General features: G+C 57.7%; 16 protein-coding genes. All 16 read right to left on the bottom strand.

Going from position 1 to position 15827, the window contains the following annotated elements:
- Positions 1 to 3: 3 nt before the first annotated feature.
- Positions 4 to 183, bottom strand: a complete 180-nt coding sequence (locus tag A2273_11360; GenBank protein OGF06157.1) for a hypothetical protein — start codon at positions 181 to 183, stop codon at positions 4 to 6.
- Between the two features lie 198 nt (positions 184 to 381).
- The gene (locus A2273_11355; protein ID OGF06156.1) at positions 382 to 834 is read right to left on the bottom strand and encodes a transposase; all 453 of its coding nucleotides are present in this window, start codon (positions 832 to 834) and stop codon (positions 382 to 384) included.
- A 111-nt stretch (positions 835 to 945) separates the two neighbouring features.
- Positions 946 to 2181, bottom strand: a complete 1236-nt coding sequence (locus tag A2273_11350) for an amidohydrolase (GenBank protein ID OGF06155.1) — start codon at positions 2179 to 2181, stop codon at positions 946 to 948.
- 59 nt (positions 2182 to 2240) lie between these two features.
- Positions 2241 to 3044: a peptidase M48 gene (locus tag A2273_11345; protein ID OGF06154.1), complete on the bottom strand. Its 804-nt coding sequence runs from the start codon at positions 3042 to 3044 to the stop codon at positions 2241 to 2243.
- Between the two features lie 38 nt (positions 3045 to 3082).
- Complete coding sequence (locus tag A2273_11340) at positions 3083 to 3781, bottom strand: hypothetical protein (GenBank protein OGF06153.1); 699 nt, start codon at positions 3779 to 3781, stop codon at positions 3083 to 3085.
- 13 nt (positions 3782 to 3794) lie between these two features.
- Positions 3795 to 5006, bottom strand: a complete 1212-nt coding sequence (locus tag A2273_11335) for a phosphoglycerate mutase (protein OGF06152.1) — start codon at positions 5004 to 5006, stop codon at positions 3795 to 3797.
- 15 nt (positions 5007 to 5021) lie between these two features.
- Positions 5022 to 5870, bottom strand: coding sequence for a hypothetical protein (locus A2273_11330; GenBank protein OGF06151.1), 849 nt, complete (start codon positions 5868 to 5870; stop codon positions 5022 to 5024).
- A gap of 3 nt (positions 5871 to 5873) precedes the next feature.
- Positions 5874 to 6731 carry an AAA family ATPase gene (locus tag A2273_11325; protein ID OGF06150.1) on the bottom strand — a complete coding sequence of 286 codons (858 nt, stop codon included), beginning with the start codon at positions 6729 to 6731 and terminating at the stop codon, positions 5874 to 5876.
- 985 nt (positions 6732 to 7716) lie between these two features.
- Complete coding sequence (locus A2273_11320) at positions 7717 to 8910, bottom strand: hypothetical protein (protein OGF06149.1); 1194 nt, start codon at positions 8908 to 8910, stop codon at positions 7717 to 7719.
- On the bottom strand, positions 8891 to 10780 hold the full coding sequence (locus A2273_11315) for a hypothetical protein (protein OGF06148.1): 1890 nt from the start codon (positions 10778 to 10780) through the stop codon (positions 8891 to 8893). The genes A2273_11320 and A2273_11315 overlap by 20 nt, the downstream gene beginning before the upstream one ends.
- A gap of 23 nt (positions 10781 to 10803) precedes the next feature.
- On the bottom strand, positions 10804 to 12210 hold the full coding sequence (locus A2273_11310) for a hypothetical protein (protein OGF06147.1): 1407 nt from the start codon (positions 12208 to 12210) through the stop codon (positions 10804 to 10806).
- Complete coding sequence (locus A2273_11305) at positions 12207 to 12878, bottom strand: hypothetical protein (protein ID OGF06146.1); 672 nt, start codon at positions 12876 to 12878, stop codon at positions 12207 to 12209. Before A2273_11305 ends, A2273_11310 begins: the two co-directional genes overlap by 4 nt.
- Positions 12875 to 13915: a hypothetical protein gene (locus tag A2273_11300; protein OGF06145.1), complete on the bottom strand. Its 1041-nt coding sequence runs from the start codon at positions 13913 to 13915 to the stop codon at positions 12875 to 12877. The genes A2273_11305 and A2273_11300 overlap by 4 nt, the downstream gene beginning before the upstream one ends.
- The gene (locus A2273_11295; GenBank protein ID OGF06144.1) at positions 13912 to 15090 is read right to left on the bottom strand and encodes a hypothetical protein; all 1179 of its coding nucleotides are present in this window, start codon (positions 15088 to 15090) and stop codon (positions 13912 to 13914) included. Before A2273_11295 ends, A2273_11300 begins: the two co-directional genes overlap by 4 nt.
- A 7-nt stretch (positions 15091 to 15097) precedes the next feature.
- Positions 15098 to 15298: a hypothetical protein gene (locus A2273_11290; GenBank protein ID OGF06143.1), complete on the bottom strand. Its 201-nt coding sequence runs from the start codon at positions 15296 to 15298 to the stop codon at positions 15098 to 15100.
- A gap of 328 nt (positions 15299 to 15626) precedes the next feature.
- A complete protein-coding gene (locus A2273_11285) occupies positions 15627 to 15827 on the bottom strand; it encodes a hypothetical protein (GenBank protein OGF06142.1) in 201 nt (66 codons plus the stop codon).

Here is a 15827-nt window from a genome sequence, read left to right as displayed (position 1 = left end):
TGATCAAAAATTATTTTCTTGAAGTTTCAGGCTGATCTGTTTGCTTTTTTCAGGCATGGTCTTCATCAGGAACTCGTTGATCTTTTCCAGCATTTCCATCCTTTGGCCGTATGTCAGCTTTTGGGCGGATCGCAGATCGTCAAGGTTGTAATACTGGTCGTCTTTGTTTATTTTGTTTTTCATTTTTTCAAGGCTTTTTTGGTAAAGCGGTTCAGGCCTTTAAGTTTCCCCGGCGGCAACGTTCATCGCTTTAGGACCACCAGCCGCCGCCGGACTGACTTATTTTCACGCTGTAAGCGGGTCGGGGTTCCAGCCTGCAGCTTCAGCCGCAGGCATTATGGGCCTCTGCGTTGATCTGCCCCGAAAAGGGGCGCAGAAAATCTAATCCCAAATGTAACGCTCGTCATATGTGATCCCCCGTTCTTTCAAAAACAATAGATATTCTTCCTTAAAACCTTTTACCCTGTGGTGTTCCTCCTGGTTTTCAATATAACGCGAGACCGTTTCAATCATGGATTCGCCCAGGGTGAAAGCGCCGTAGCCCCTCTGCCATTCAAAATGGATTTTTATGTTGCCGTTTTCGTTCACCCATTTGGAGGAGTTTCCCTTGATGCGGCGCAGGGCTTCGGAAACAGACAGGGTTGGGGGCAGGGAAGCAAGGATATGAACGTGGTCGGCTGCACCGCCGATTTTGAGCATCGCTCCCTTTTCACCGCGGATTATGCCGCCTATGTAAGGATACAAGATTTCTTGCAAGGCCGGGGCGACGATATTCTGTCGGCCTTTGGTCGAAAACACAATGTGATAGATCAGATGCGTCAAGGTGCTGCCCATCCAACCTCTTTTCCACCGCCCCTTCTGGGCGGATGATCCATTTATTCTATGATCTGCGGTTAAAGCCGCAGTCTTGGCCCCTCCGCCCCTTAGGGCGAGTTATGGATGAATTTACATCCCCTTCCGGATCACCTTGCCCTCGGCCATCACGCAGTTGGGATAGGCCGCCATCTGCAGCGGGTTCCGGTCCCACACCGTCAGGCTGGCCAGCTTGCCCGGCTCCACGCTGCCCAGGATGTCGTCTATCCCCAGGATCGCGGCATTCTTGTAGCTGATCAGCGAGACGGCCTCCTCCTCCTTCATCCCGAAGATAAGGAAGAACTTCAGGCTGTCCCGCAGGGCCGGGGCCATGATCACCGGATGGTCGGTCATCAGTCCGTAATGGGCTTTCGATTTCATCAGCAGTTCGGTGTTCTTGTAGCTCTCGTTCTTCAGCTCCACCTTGTAGGGCAGGGACCCCAGCGGGCCGTAGACCACCGGGATGTCGTTATTGGCCAGCTGGTCGAAGATCTCCTTGTGATGCACGTCGCCCAGGTGGTCGGCGGTGACCTTGATCTGGTATTTTTTCGCCAGCTCGATCAGGTACAGCACGTCGTCCTCCTTGTGGACGTGGACCTTGGCGGTCTTCCTGCCCTCCAACAGCTCCAGCAGGGCCCTCTCCTCGCAGTCGAAATCCAGCTGGTATTCCTTCTCGATGGTCTTCTTCTCAAACTCCACGTCCTCCCGGTTCATCTTCTTCTCGCCGCTCCGAACCTTGATGTCCAGCTCCTTTAGCTTTTTGTCCCGGGCCAGCTCTGTCTTCTGTTTCTTCAGCAGCACCGAGTCGAACTTCTTCTCCAGCATCCCGTAGATGCCCATCCGGGTATTGGGCCTGGTCCCTTTCCATTTGTGAGTGGAACGGGGATTATAGCCCAGGGCCATCTTGTAGCCGTAGTCCCTAAGCAGGGCCTCCTGGCGATGGCGGGCATAATTCTTGATGATCATGGCCCGGCCCCCCAGCAGATTGCCGCTGCCGGGGACGATGCAGCTGTACAGCACCCCGAAATCCACCGCCTCCCGGAAGGCCAGGTCGTCGAAATAGACGCTGTTCAGGGGGTCGTTGATGGGCAGGAACTGGTCGGTGATGTCGTTGGCCTCATCCTCGGCCCCCGGCTCGCCGAAGCGGGCCATCCCGATGTGGGAGTGGGCGTCGATGAAGGCCGGGGTGACCACCCCGGTGAAATCGGCCTTCTGTCTCTTCTTGCCGATCTCAATTATTTTGTCGTTCTCGATGACCACCGAGACGTTGTTCAGCTTCCTCTTTCCGTCGAACAGGGTCTCGGCGTTGATGATGATGTTCTTGGCCATGTTATGATTCCTTAATATTTTGCTTGACTCTTTATTATGATCAAGGGCCCTGATATCATCTATGGTTTTTTGTAGTACTTCATGGCTTCAGGGATTAGGGTCTTGATGTTCTTGATTCTAACCTCGTCCGAGGGGTGGGTGCTTAAAAACTCCGGTGGTTTAACGCCGGAATCCTGGCTCATCCTCTGCCAAAAATCCAGTGCCGCGTTCGGGTCGTAACCGGCCTTGGCCATAAAAATCATGCCCAATCGGTCAGCCTCGTTCTCCTGCAGGCGACTGTATGGCAGCATCACCCCCAGCTGCGAGCCCAGCCCGAAGGCGGTCATCCAGATCTGCTGGGTCTGCTGCGGTTTGTCCTCCAGCGCCTTCTGCAGGGCCATGCCGCCCATCTGTTGCAGCAGTCCCTGGCTCATTCTTTCGTTGCCATGCTTGGCTACAGCGTGAGCGACCTCATGGCCCATTACCACCGCCAGCCCGGCTTCATTTTTTGCTACCGGGATTATGCCGGTATAAAAGACCACCTTACCCCCGGGCATGCACCAGGCATTGACTTCCTTGCTCTCTACCAGGTTGAATTCCCAGGCGAATCCGTCCAGTTCTGATTTAAGGTTATGCTGGGCAAAATAACCCTCCACCGCGTGCTGGATGTTTAACCCCACTCTTTTGACAGTCTCGGTCTGTTTTTGGTCGGTGCTCAGCTTGTTCTCCTTCAGGAACTGGTCATACTGCTGGTAGCTCATGGCCATCATCTCCCCGGCCGGAACCAGGTCCAACTGCTGCCTTCCGGTGATCGGTACGGTGGAGCAAGATAAGGCAAAGAAAGTGCACAACGCCAGTGCCGGCAATAATGACTGATTTTTCATGTTCTCTCCTTTTATCGGTATTTACCGGATGACTGCTTCTATCTGATCCTGTACCCTATGATAAAGGACAGCACCCGGTTGCGGTGGTCCACATACCGGTTGATGTCGTCGATGTCCGACCTTAATATCCTGGGGAAACCCAGGCTGTAGCTGCCGCCCAGCTCCATCCGGCCCAGGGGGATATTTCCGCCCAGCACCAGTCCGTAATCATCCTTCCTGAAGGCGGACTCCGAAATTATGTAAACGCTGTCCATCTGGATGATGCCGGCTGAAGCGCTGGCGGTGGTGACCTGCCGGCCGGAGATAAGCATGGCTCCGTAAACCCCGAAATATAGATTGAGCAGGGAATGATACGACCTCGACAGGCTGAAGCACATCACCGCCGGAACCTCGGCATAGTTCAGCCTGGTATCCGAGGTATTGTAATGATCGTAGGTGATGCCGGTGGCCGGATCGGTCCGGCCGAAAGCCTGCACCACCTCGGCCCCCTTCTGGTTGAACAGAATCCCGGACCGGAAGGAGACCAGCCGGTTGATCCGGTAATTTACATACCCGCCGCCGCCCAGCCCGATCTTCTCGTTGATCGAGGCGTTGGTGTTTGGGTTCCGGACGAACTTGGCCCCGTTCAAATTTCCCCACAGGCCGAAGGTCAGGGATTGGGCCGCTCCGGGCCGGGGGAGCAATGCCAGTCCGGCGATCATAACGGCCAGATATGTCGAAATCTTTTTGGGAAGCATCTGTGTTAAATTGCTAGGCCCCGAACTTGCCCAGCTTCAGGGCGTTGGCCAGCATCAGGGGCATGGCCTCCACCGCCGGGAAGCAGCCCAGGCTGCCGTAGGCGCAGTTCCGCTCGTTGAAGCTGTCCAGGCCGTCCGGCCGGACATAGGGCGAGTGCAGCATGAAGGGGTTGGGGTGCCAGCTGTGGCCCTTCATCCGGGCCGGGGTGGAATGGTCCCCGGTTATCACCAGCACCTCCGGGTTCAGCTTGCTGACCATCGGCATGGCGTCGTCCAGCTCGGTGATCACCTGGACCTTGGCGTTGAAATTGCCGTCTTCGCCGTAGGAATCGGTCTTCTTGATGTGGATGTAGAAGAAATCGAAATCGTTGTAATACAGCCGCAGGGTCTCGAACTCGTCCTCGATGGTCTGGCCGGTGTCCAGCTCGGTCATCCCCACCAGCTTGGCCAGCCCCTTGTACATGGGATAGGCGGCGATGGCCGCGGCTTTGAGGCCGAATCTCTTGTTCAGGGAGGGGATGTCGGGATGTTTGGCAAAGCCCCGCAGTAAAATGGTATTGGCCGGATGCTGGTCCTTGAGCACCTGGTTGGCCCGGGCGACGAATTTGGCCGCCACCCCGGCCAGCTTGAGGTCCTCCTCGAAGAAGGCCTTGGGCTCTATGGCTGCCAAACCCTCCCTCTGGGGATCGGTGTCGTGCAGGTTGCCGGAGAGCCCGTCGCCCCGGAACAGCACCACAAAGCGGTGCTCCTTGCCGTGCCGGATCATCACCTCCACCCCGTCGATGGCCGGGATGGCCGCCTGCAGTTTGGCGCACAGCTCCAGGTTCTTCTCGGTGGGGATCCGGCCGGCCCGGCGGTCGGTGATCAGCCCCTGGGGATCCATGGTGGCGAAGTTGGCCCGGGCCGCCACGTCCCGCGGGGTCATCTCCAGGCCGATGCCCAGAGCCTCCAGCACCCCCCGGCCGATCTGGTATTTGACCGGATCGTACCCGAACAGCGACAGGTGGGCCGGGCCGCTGCCGGGGGTGATGCCGTGGGAAACGGGGACCGTCAGCCCGCAGACCGATTTAATGGCCAGGGCGTCGATATGCGGCTTGGCGGCCGCCTCCAGTTCGGTCTGGCCGTCCCTCTCCCGAGGCAGACCGCCCAGGCCGTCGGCCACTATCAGCACTATCTTCTTATCATTGCTGACCAGCAGTTCCTGCAACAACGAATCGTCCAGCATACATCGCTCCCTTGGCTAGGCTTGCTTTTCTTTTTTATTCGCCAGGCGCCGTTTCATCTCCTGCACCACGCTGTAGGGCACTTTCACCGAGCCGCCGCCGTTGTTCATCAGGTTGTCGCTGTGGCAGTCGGAGCCGCCGCAGACCAGAAGGTTCTTCTGCCGGGCGATGTCCAGATAGTTCTTCACCTGGCTGTTGGAGTGCTTGGAATGCCACACCTCCAGCCCGTCCAGTCCCTGGGAGGCGAACCGGTCTATCAGTCCGTCCCGGTTCTCGATCCCGGGGTGGGCGAAGAAGGCCAGCCCTCCCACCGAATGGACCAGGTCGAAGGACTCCCGGGGGGTCAAAAAATTCTTGGGCACATAGGCCGGGCATCCGTTGCCCAGATACCTGGTGAAGGCCTCGTCGGTGCCGCCCACGTAGCCCTCCTCGGCCAGGGCCCGGGCCACATGGGGCCGGCCCACCGAGCCCGAACCGGCGATCTCCAGCACCCGGGCGATCTCCAGGCGCACCCCCAGCTCGGCCAGCTTCTCCACCATCCGGTGGGCCCGTTCGATCCGGGCGTTCTTGAAATGCAGCACCCTCTCCTGGAATTGGCTCTGGGTGTAATCGATGAAATATCCCAGGATGTGGATCTCGGTCCCCTCGATGTTGGTGGACAGCTCTATCCCGGGGATGACCTCGATCCCCACCTTGAAGGCCAGGCTGGAGATCGGCTCGATGGCGTCCCAGGCGTCGTGGTCGGTGATGGCGATGGCCTTGAGCCCTTTCAGGGACGCCTGCTTCACCAGCTCCTGCGGGGTGAATATTCCGTCGGAGGCCGCGGTATGGATATGCAGATCTACAAAATATTGCTGGCTGGTCATGGATCAAAACACCGGCTGTTTGTTCTTGCCGCCCGTTTCGTCGGCCTCGCTCTTGAGGCCCAGGTCGCTGACCACCGTCTCGATCAGCGATTCGTCTATCTGCTGGATGCCGCTCATGGATCCCTCCAGCAGGGCGTTGTCGCAGATGGTGTTTATCAGGCGGGGCTTGCCGTCGGAGTAGAAATGGATGAACTCGTAGGCCGAATCGGTGAACAGCTCGTGCTGGCAGCCCACCACCGCCAGGCGGTACTGGATGTAGCCCCGGGTGGACTCCGAGGTCAGCGGCTCCAGCTTGTGCTTGACCGCGATCCGCTCCCTCAAGGGGGGATCCAATGCCAGGCACTGCTCCAGATCGGGCAGCCCGAACAGCAGGAAGGTTATCAGCATGCTGCCGGAGACCTCCATGTTCAGCAGGCCCCGCATCTCCTCCATGATCTCCTTGTTCTTGAGCATGTTGGCCTCGTCGATGATGATCACCGCCCTGCGGCCCTCGTTGTAGATCTTCATCAGCTGTTCGTAGAGCTGGCCCACCATCCCGGCCTTGGTTTCAGCCGGCTTCTCCACCCCCATCTGCAGGGCGATCTTGGAGATCAGCCAGCCCGGGCTGACCTCGGAGTGAACGATCACCAGCAGGCCGGTCTCGAACTGGTCGTCCGGCAGGATCTCCAGCATTCGCCGGGAGATGGTGGTCTTTCCGGTGCCGATGTCGCCCAAAACCACCGCCAGCCCCTTCATCATCTCGGCGGCATGGGACAGCTTGAGGATGGCCTTGGAATGCTGGGGGCTGTCGTAGTAGAATCGGTTGTCGGGAGCGTTGGAGAACGGCTGGTCGGTCATACCATAAAATTTTAGGTAGTCCATTATATTAACTCCTTGAAAAATAATCCAATTAGACTATAATATTAACTGAAAAAAAAGATATTTGCAAGCTTAAAATTAAGCATTTTAAATAAAAAAAGGCGGTTTTTATAACCGCCCAGATCTGTTGGAAAACATCCCCATTTTTGCCCTGGTTAAGCAGGTAATGATGAACCGGCAAATATCCTTATAGTTTGTTCAACATACCCTCTCTATCTCCACCCCTTTGTAATAATATTTCAATATGCTTTTATACCCCCTGCTGGGAAGAATCCCCCTCATTTAATGCAACAGGACGTTTTGAATGGAAGGGCTGGCGTTGTGCATTGTTCTTTTTCTTTTTTGTCCCGCACCTCTCCCCTACCCCTCTCCTAAAGCATTAGGAGAGGGAAGGGTGAGGTCAAAAGCTCGTCGCTAAACCTCTGCTCGGCAGCCCTATAACGTTGGCCTAAATTTGACAAACTCGCTTCGCTCAAACAATGTCAAATTTTTAAGTGCCTCCGCTAAAGCTATGGCCCTGGTGAATGCCGGAAGTGTGCGAAAGCGGACGGCCTCCTTTTTTTCAGCAGCAGAGCTAATGCGACCGTGGGGCCTCTCCCTGCCTTGCGGCTTCCCTCTCCGCCACGGGGAGAGCCTGCACTGAGCAAAGCCTTTTATAGTGCCAAACTAAGTGGAGTGTGGGTGGGGTTGGTTCTCAGCCATCCCTCCTACGCTCTGCTTCGGCGGACAGGCAGTGGAGCGGCATTGCTGCAGCGCCGAAAAAGCATTCAGCGTGTTATTTGCTTATAGCCGGTTCTGGTCCGATGAATGCCGGTGCATACGCCATACTTTCCGCGAAACTGGGCGGTAAAGACTTCCTTCGTTTGCCGAGCAAGCAGACTACCTCAGGACAGGCCTTTGGTTACTTTCGGCGCCTGCCCTGAGAAAAGCAACCAGCCTTGGTTGTGAAGGGTCATAAGAACGTAACGGGAAAGTTACAATAACAAGTTCAATATACCCTCTCTATCTCCACCCCTTTGTAATAATGTTTTAAAATGCTCTTATAGCTTTTGCCGGCCCGGGCCATCCCGATGGCCCCCCACTGGCACAGGCCCACCCCGTGGCCAAAACCCCGGCCGGTCAAAATTATCCTTTCGATATTTCCCTGGGCATCCCTCAGGTTCTCTATCTCGAACCAGGCACTGAGCAGGGGCTTGTCCCTCAGCCCGTTGCGAACCGCCGCTTTGGTCAGCACGGTATCTCCAGCGCTGGTGGAGACCAGCAAAGAAATTATCCTTCCCGACCTTCCGACCTTCAGAACCTTTACATCTTTTACAACCTCCCGCTTCCCCGGAAAAAGCCTGCCCGCCAGCTCCTCCGCCAGGATGGTGTCTCTCCAGGCGTATCTGGGCGAGATGCCGCACCACTTATCCTCCACCGGTTCCAGATAGGGAAAATCCTCGTCTTTGGCGTTCCAGACCTCGGAGGGACGGGCGGTCCTGCCCCCGCAGGTGGAGTGAAAGTTGGGTGATATAACTTTGCCTCGGAAGGTCAGCGCTTTACCCTTGGTATCCCTTACCGCCCTTTTGATTGCCAGGGAGGCCATGTTGTCCAGGTCAAAACACTGGTGCGAGGTTCCGGCTTCGATGTCATAATAGCTCTGGGGATTGGCGCCGATCCTGGCCAAGGCGTAGCTGCGGGAGATCACGGCCTGGGCCATGGCCGCCTGCGGCGTTTTGTCGGCCAAACCCCCGATCTCGCTGGCCAGCACCCCCGGCAGGTATTCCTCCAGCGGCATCTCGGCGATTATCAGCAGTCCCTGGTCGTTGTCGCGGCGGATCTCGATGGCGCCCTTCACCCGCTTGTGGTTGATGAAATATTCATCGGCCGACCACAGACGGATCCGTCCCGCGATGCCTTCGATGGCCGTGCCCCGGTTGGTTCCGGCCGTCAATCCGGGACCCGCCGGCAGGAGGCTCCAGCTTTCGCCCGGCAGGATGGTTCCTTTATGGCTCTGGTCCCAGACCGAGATATTGTATGAGCCGTAGACCACCGCTATGGACTGCCGCCTCTGCAGAGCGATCCTTATCAGCACCTCGCCCTCCGGCGGTTTCCGGCTGAGGTAGACCGGGGAACAGCTAAAGACCATGGCTGATATGCTCAGCAGGCAGATCGCATATATTTTATTTCCGGATCTTTTCATTCAGCTCCGCAATTCTTTTTCTGACGAATGCTTCATTGACCGACTGTCCTTGGGCCGCGGCCCTCTGCAAAAAGATCTCCCAATGTTTGGCCGCCAAGGCCGGATCGGACTTTTCCAGAATAAGCGCCAGGTTCATCCTGGCCGGCAGAAAGTCAGGATCGAGGGACAGGGACCTTTGCCATAAAGCCGCCGCTTTATCCAGTTCTCCCTTTCTGGCCCAGATAGCCCCCATCTCATTGTATAGAAAATAATCCCGGGGCTGTATCGCTAATGCCCGGTCAAAACAGGCCATGGCTTTATCCCAATCCCCCTGTTTTTGGCGAACTATCCCCAGATTGATCCATCCTTTTTCATTTTCCGGTTCGGCATTGGTGACCCGGGAAAAATAAATTTCAGCCGAATCAAGATCGTCGCCGGCCGCCCGGCAAATGCCCGCTGTCAGCAAGGCATTGGTGTTGCCGGGATTCAGCGCCAGGCATTTTTGGGCATAACTTTCCCCCTCCTGGTATTTCTGCAGCTGGGCGCAGGTTATGGCCAGCCCGGACAGGGCATTGTCATAGGTGGGATCCAGCTCCACCGCCCGGCGGTATTCTCTTTCGGCCCCGGGCATATCTTCGTTCAGGAACAGGATATTACCCAGATTGCCGTGAGCAATGTAGGAATTTGGCGAACGCTCCGTCTCGGTCCGCCAGAATTTTAACGGCTCCTGCCATTCAATATTCCGCCTTATCGACAAACCGGCCATCAGCAGTATCAATGTGATCATAACCATCTGGAATATTTTTTGGCTCCGGATGCCGCCCAGCAGAAAGCCGGCCCAGACCGCAAATCCGATCACCGGCAGGTACAGGAACCGCTCGGCCAGCAGGGCCGTCAGCGGCAGAAGGTTGGAGACCGGCAGCAGGCCGACCACCAGCCACAGCCAGCCGAAGGCCAGGAATCTTGACCCTTTGATGTCACGGACGGCCAGAAGGCTGATGATCGTAAGGATGGCCAGCGAGCCCAGCACCCTCCAATCCAGCAAGGAGGTGGACAGGTCGTACCCGTAATCCACCCTCAGCCACAGGGGCAGGAATAACAGCCGGACATAATCCAGGGCCGCCCGTAACATGGTGAAAACGGTGGTCCATATGGAATCGCCCCAGTAGGGGCACTGGGAGACCCGGCCCAGGGCCAGCCGCCTGGTTATCAGATAAACAGCCAGCAAAGCCAGATAAGGAAGATAGGTTTTCCACCCGGCCAGGAAGGGTCTTATTTTTCCCCTGTTCTCAAAAAGCCAGTCATAGAGCATGACCAGCAATGGGAAGACCACCGCCGTTTCCTTGGACAGCAGAGCCAGGGTCAAGCTTAAAAGCGACAGCCCCAGTAAATATATTCTTTTATTTTCCCGATACCTGTGATGCCAGATGAACATCAGCAGGCCGAAGGTCACATACATAAGGTCACCCCGGCTGGAGATCCAGGTCACCGCCTCGGTCTGCACCGGATGGAGGGCGAATATCAGGCCGGCTGTCAGCTGCAGTCTTTTATCCTTGAACAGCCGCCCCAGCAAAAAATACAGCAGGATGATGTTTGCCAGATGCCACAGCAGGCTGGTCAGGTGGAAGCCGAAGGGGTTAAGGCCCCAGACCTGGTAGTCGACAAGATAGGTGATGGTCCTCAAGGGTCGCCAGATGCCGTCCCAGAAGATGCTGGCGATGGAGCGTCCGGAATTGGTGAAGTATTCCCCGACGTATTTCCAGTCCCGGATCTTGGTGTTCTCCTGCACAAAAAAACGGTCATCGTACATGAAGCCGGCCTTCAGGGCCGGCAGATATACCAGGACCGTCAGAAGCAATATGAGCGATATTTGCAGATATTGTTTTTTCATATAATTTTCATCATAAAATCATTTTATCCCGCCCACTTCCTGAACTCCCAGACCGCCTTCAGGGCCTGCCGCCAGGCCCCCGGGGTTCTTAAATGAGCCATGGTTTTGACCATCTGCCCCGGCCGCAGGTAGAATTCCCGGAAGGCCCTATTGCGCCACCTCTCCACCTGCCGGGGCTCCAGTTGATCGGTCCTGATGACGCAGAAATTCTGCTCGTAATACCGCCAGTCCCCGCTTTCTATCATCCCCTTGTCCCTGGCCTCGGCATATAGCTCGGAGCCCGGGAAGGGCACCGCCGCATAGAACTGGGCGAAGTCGAACCTCAGCTCCTTGACCAGGGCGATGGTCTGTTCGATTTCTTTTGAGGTCTCCCCGGGGTAGCCTATCATAACATGGGCCGTCACCTGGAGGCCGGCTGCTTGGGCCGCCGCCACCGCCGCCCGGGTCTGCTCCAGGGTGGTGCCCTTGTTCATCAGGTCCAGCACCCTCTGGCTGCCGGACTCCACCCCGTACCCTATCATCCAGCAGCCGGCCCTTTTGAAGGCCTCCAGCATTTCCCGGTCCACCTGGTCCACCCGGCTGTTGCACACCCAGCCGATGTCCAGCTTCCGGGAGATGATCTCGCGGGCCACCGCCAGGGCATGCTGCCGGTCCAGGGTGAAGGATTCGGCCCAGAACAGGAATTCCTTGACCCCGATTTCCTTGATGTCGTGTTCGATCTCATCGACGATCCTTTTGGCCGAGAATTTTCTCAGCCTCCGCCCGTAATAGACATGGTCGGCGCAGAATCTGCAGTGGAAGGGACAGCCCCGGTTGGTGGCCAGCAGCAGAAAGGGCTGGTCGGAAAGCGGCAGTTTGTAAAGGTCCCGCCGGATCAGGTCCCAGGCGGGAAAGGGCAGGCGGTCGAGCTCTTCGATGGCCGGACGGGGCGGATTGTGCTTTATCATGCCGGCGGCCCGATAGCTGATGCCGGCCACGCTGCCCAGATCAGCAGCTGAGATCAATTCCAGGGCGGTCTGCTCCGGCTCGCCCATTATGATCACCTCCAGATGCCGGGAGAGGGCGAAGGTCTCCTCCGGCAGGGCGGTGGGATGGATCCCCAGCACCGCCATACGGCAGGCGGGCAAAGCGTTTTTTAAGGCATCCACCGTTTCCATATCCCCGGCGATGGAGGGCGTGGCGCTGTTGAATATGCACCATTCTGGTTTAAAGCCCCGGGCGATCTGTGCCAATTTTTCCCGGGAAATATTTTCCACGATGCAGTCGTGAAGCAGCACCTGATGCCCGGCCCGGCGCAGAACGGCCGCCGTCAGGGCCAGCGACAACGGCGGCCAGACGGAGGTCCAGGCCCCGGCCCGCTGCATGCAGCGGCCCTCCCTGACCTGCGCCACGCCCAGGTATTCCGGCGGGTTGACCAGAAAGACCTTCAAAACATCATCTCCTTGAAAATGTGCCACAGGAATTTCCAGCCCTGCGAGGTCTTCAGTTTGGAGACGCCTCCCTGCCGGGAAAATTCATGGCTGGCTATCTCCTTGATCACCAGCCCCTGCTTGATGGCCTTGATCACCATCTCCTGTTCTATCAAAAACCCGTCGGACCTCAATCCCAGCTGCCGGGCCTTGGCGGTATCGACCGCCCGGAAGCCGTTCTCGCAGTCGGTGATGTCGGCCTTCCAGCGCCAGAGCAGCATCAGGCTGATCAGGGCTCCCCCGGTCTGCCGGACGATGTTGTCCAGGGTGCCGTGGAATTCGTCCGAGCCCCCCCGCAGCCGCGAGGCTATCACCATGTCGGCCCGGCCCTCGATGATGGGGCCCGCCAGGCGGGGAATGTCGGCCGGCTGGTGGGAGCCGTCGGCATCCATCAGCACCAGCACCTCTCCCCGGGCCCTTTGAATGGCGGTTCTGACCCCGTCCCCCTTACCTCTACCGCCGTCCGATATCACCACCGCCCCGGCCCCGGCCGCCTTTTCGGCGGTGCCGTCGGTCGAGCCGCCGTCGATGACCAGCAGCTCGTCGGCCAGGGGTCGGGCCGCCTCGACCACCCGGGCGATGGTGGCCGCCTCGTCCCGGGCGATTATGGCAACGGTCACTTGCTTCACTGATTTTCCCTGATCCTTTTTTCGGCCTGGAGCATCACCTCCTGGGCCCGGCGGCGCTCGTTCACCAGTCGGCCGGCGGTATCCTGGTCCAGCGGATAGCTGATGGACTGCTGGGCGGCGCGGTAAGCGCTGTGGTATTTCCCATTCTCCAAAAGACATTTGGCCAGTTTATAGGAGGCCACCACCTTGTTGTAATTGTTCAGGGCATTCTGACCTTCCAGCAGGTTAACCAGTCTGCCAAAGGCGGCCTCGGCCTCCGGCCATCTTTTCTGCCGCCACAATACCTCCGGCACCGCCCAGTGGAAGAAGGGATTGTTGGGATACTGCTTTTCCAAAAGCCGGCCCAGCTCCAGGGCCTTTTTATCCCGGCCGTAATCGGTGTAGATCCACAGCAGGGCGTTCTGCCCCATCACCCGGGAGTAGCGCCCCTTCTCGACGGCGGTGATTATCTCCGAGACCCCCTGTTCCCGGGCATCCCCGATGAAGGGCAGCCACTTTAAAAGGCTGGTGGCCTTGGTCCGGAAATAATGATAGGAGCCTATTCCTATGTATGCATCATATAGCGTTGAGTCTATTTCCCGGGCCTTTTTGAAATCGGCCACCGCCTTCAGGCCGTTCCGGAAGGCCGCCAGGTATTTGCCCTGCCGGGCATCCCAGGCCGCGATGTAGGAGAAACTCCCGCCCCTGACAAAATAAGCCCAGGCATCCCCGGGATCATCGTCCAGGGCCAGGTCGCAGAGCATGATGGCGCTGTCCACGGAATTTTTGTAATACCTGTGCCAGAAATCGCTCTCATAGGCCGACATCCTGGTCTGGTACAGCCCGGCCTTGAAGAAATACCCGGCCGGGTTTTTGGGGTGGTCCCGGATGAAGGAATCGAATATCACCACCGCGCTGTCGTAGTCGCCCTGGTAAAGGATCTCCAGCCCCTGGTCTATCCGGCCGTCGAAGTCTTGGGAGATGCCGGCCCTCAGCTCCGCCGCCGACAACAACAGAGATGCCAGGAATGCAATGATTATGATCTTGATCTTGCTCACAGCAGGTGCCTTCCCAATAATAAGATCCCCGGATCGGACTTGATGACAGTTTTGGCCACATCTATGGGATTTATCCGGGCCGGATCCTTCCCGGCCAGGATATTGACCAGCAGTCTGGCGATCCGGTCCATCTCCTGGTCGGACAGCTTCAAAAACACCTCCCGGACCAAATGATGGAATTTAAGGTCCTTCCACGGCCCGCTCCACCATTCTTTGGGATATTTTTTCAGCAGCGAGAGGTCGTTGGTCTTAAGATATTCTGCCGTCAGCCTTCCGGCCAGCGTGCCCGAGGCCATGGCGATGGCAATGCCGGCCCCCGAAAGGGGATCGGTCAGCCGGGCGGCATCCCCGGCCAGCAGGACGTTGCCCTTGACCATGGGGTGATCGGCCCCCAGGGCCGGGGTGCCTCCCACCATGGCTTCGATCACTTTGGCCCCGGGCAGATTTTTGGCGATGAATTCATCCAGGTATTGCACCGGCTTTTTCTTCCCGGCCAATGAGGCCACTATCCCCAACCCCACATTGGCCAGGCCGCCGCCTTTGGGGAAGATCCACAGATAGCCGCCCGGCGCGATATCCCGGCCCACCCAGAAGCGGACCATGTCCGTCGGACCGTCCACTTGGGACATCAGGTACTGGGCGCAGCTGTGAAATTGTTCCGGCTCCAGCCGGGTGTCCAGCCCGGCCCAGGCCCCCACCAGGGATTCCACCCCGTCGGCCCCGATGATCGCCCGGCATTTTATCTGCCTGGTCTCATGGCCGGATATCAATGTCACCGATTCCGCAAATTCGCCGTTCATTTTGACCGACACCGCCTCGGTGTTGACCATCACCTCGGCCCCGGCGGCCCCGGCCAGCCCGGCCAGGTGGCGGTCGAAGATCTTGCGCTCCAGCACCACCCCCACCCCGGCCCAGGGCACCGCCACCTCGGTCCCGTCCGGGGAATAGAGCACCGCCCCGTTGATGGGGGCCGCCACCCATTTGGGGTCGGGCTCCATGAACAGCCCCAGGCTCCGCAGGCTGGTGGCCTCGGCGCAGCACAGGGGGACGCCGATCTCCCGGTGCTTTTCGGCCAGCAGGACGGAATGCCCGGCCCGGGCGATCTCCCTGGCGGCCAGGGACCCGGCCGGCCCCCCGCCCACCACTATCACGTCGTAAGAATCTGATCTGAACATAGTGCTGTTATGTTATCACAAGTATGTTTTGATTTGCAATAGATAAAAGAAGAAGCCCCGCGGGTAAAAGGATAAGATTGTATAAAGCCCTTTGGCCCTTGATCGGTCCCATTCGGGCAGAGAACAGTCCCTTTCGGCCCTTGATCGGTCCCATTCGGGCAGAGAACGATCCCGTTTGACCCTTGATCGGTCCCGTTTTGCCGTCCATTCGACCCGCCTGCCGGGCATGCAGGTAGGGACACGATGCATCGTGTCCCTACGGTATTTCGTGGGGCATGACCCCCTGGATCCCCGATCAGGTAGGGAATGACACGCCTGATTTTTAACACCAAGAACACCAAGCTCACAAAGATTATCTCCTCAAACCTAACGAAGCCTTGTGTCTCTTTGTGGTCTTTGTGCCCTTTGTGGTTCAAAAGTCTCCGCGTCTCTGCGGTTAAAAAACCTGTGCCTTGTGTGCATTATGTGGCCAATGACCCCCTGGATCCCCAACCCCACCCTCACTCCACTTCGTTTGGCACTATAAAAGGCTTTGCTCAGTGCAGGCTCTCCCCGTGGCGGAGAGGGAAGCCGCAAGGCAGGGAGAGGTCGGGGATGACAATCACGGCGGGTTGACTTCTTGCAATGACTGTACCCTTTTTAAAGTAAAAGCCTTTGTGATCTTTGTGCACTTTGTGGTTAAACACACTGCCGCATTTATGCATTGACTTTGCCCGCCCACTTAAGGTAATATTCAT

It is taken from the genome of Candidatus Edwardsbacteria bacterium RifOxyA12_full_54_48, from assembly GCA_001777915.1.
Taxonomy (GTDB): Bacteria; Edwardsbacteria; AC1; order AC1; family EtOH8; genus UBA2226.
Note: the sequence above shows the minus strand (reverse complement) of the source record. Positions and strands in the feature narration are given on the sequence as shown.

Bases quoted from the DNA above. Each gene is read 5' to 3' on its own strand.
- A2273_11340 (OGF06153.1), bottom strand. From the start codon at position 3,781: ATGCTTCCCAAAAAGATTTCGACATATCTGGCCGTTATGATCGCCGGA.
- A2273_11350 (OGF06155.1), bottom strand. From the start codon at position 2,181: ATGGCCAAGAACATCATCATCAACGCCGAGACCCTGTTCGACGGAAAG.
- A2273_11285 (OGF06142.1), bottom strand. From the start codon at position 15,827: ATGAATATTACCTTAAGTGGGCGGGCAAAGTCAATGCATAAATGCGGC.
- A2273_11330 (OGF06151.1), bottom strand. From the start codon at position 5,870: ATGACCAGCCAGCAATATTTTGTAGATCTGCATATCCATACCGCGGCC.
- A2273_11325 (OGF06150.1), bottom strand. From the start codon at position 6,731: ATGGACTACCTAAAATTTTATGGTATGACCGACCAGCCGTTCTCCAAC.
- A2273_11295 (OGF06144.1), bottom strand. From the start codon at position 15,090: ATGTTCAGATCAGATTCTTACGACGTGATAGTGGTGGGCGGGGGGCCG.
- A2273_11335 (OGF06152.1), bottom strand. From the start codon at position 5,006: ATGCTGGACGATTCGTTGTTGCAGGAACTGCTGGTCAGCAATGATAAG.
- A2273_11290 (OGF06143.1), bottom strand. From the start codon at position 15,298: ATGGACGGCAAAACGGGACCGATCAAGGGTCAAACGGGATCGTTCTCT.
- A2273_11320 (OGF06149.1), bottom strand. From the start codon at position 8,910: ATGAAAAGATCCGGAAATAAAATATATGCGATCTGCCTGCTGAGCATA.
- A2273_11315 (OGF06148.1), bottom strand. From the start codon at position 10,780: ATGAAAAAACAATATCTGCAAATATCGCTCATATTGCTTCTGACGGTC.
- A2273_11355 (OGF06156.1), bottom strand. From the start codon at position 834: ATGGGCAGCACCTTGACGCATCTGATCTATCACATTGTGTTTTCGACC.
- A2273_11345 (OGF06154.1), bottom strand. From the start codon at position 3,044: ATGAAAAATCAGTCATTATTGCCGGCACTGGCGTTGTGCACTTTCTTT.
- A2273_11360 (OGF06157.1), bottom strand. From the start codon at position 183: ATGAAAAACAAAATAAACAAAGACGACCAGTATTACAACCTTGACGAT.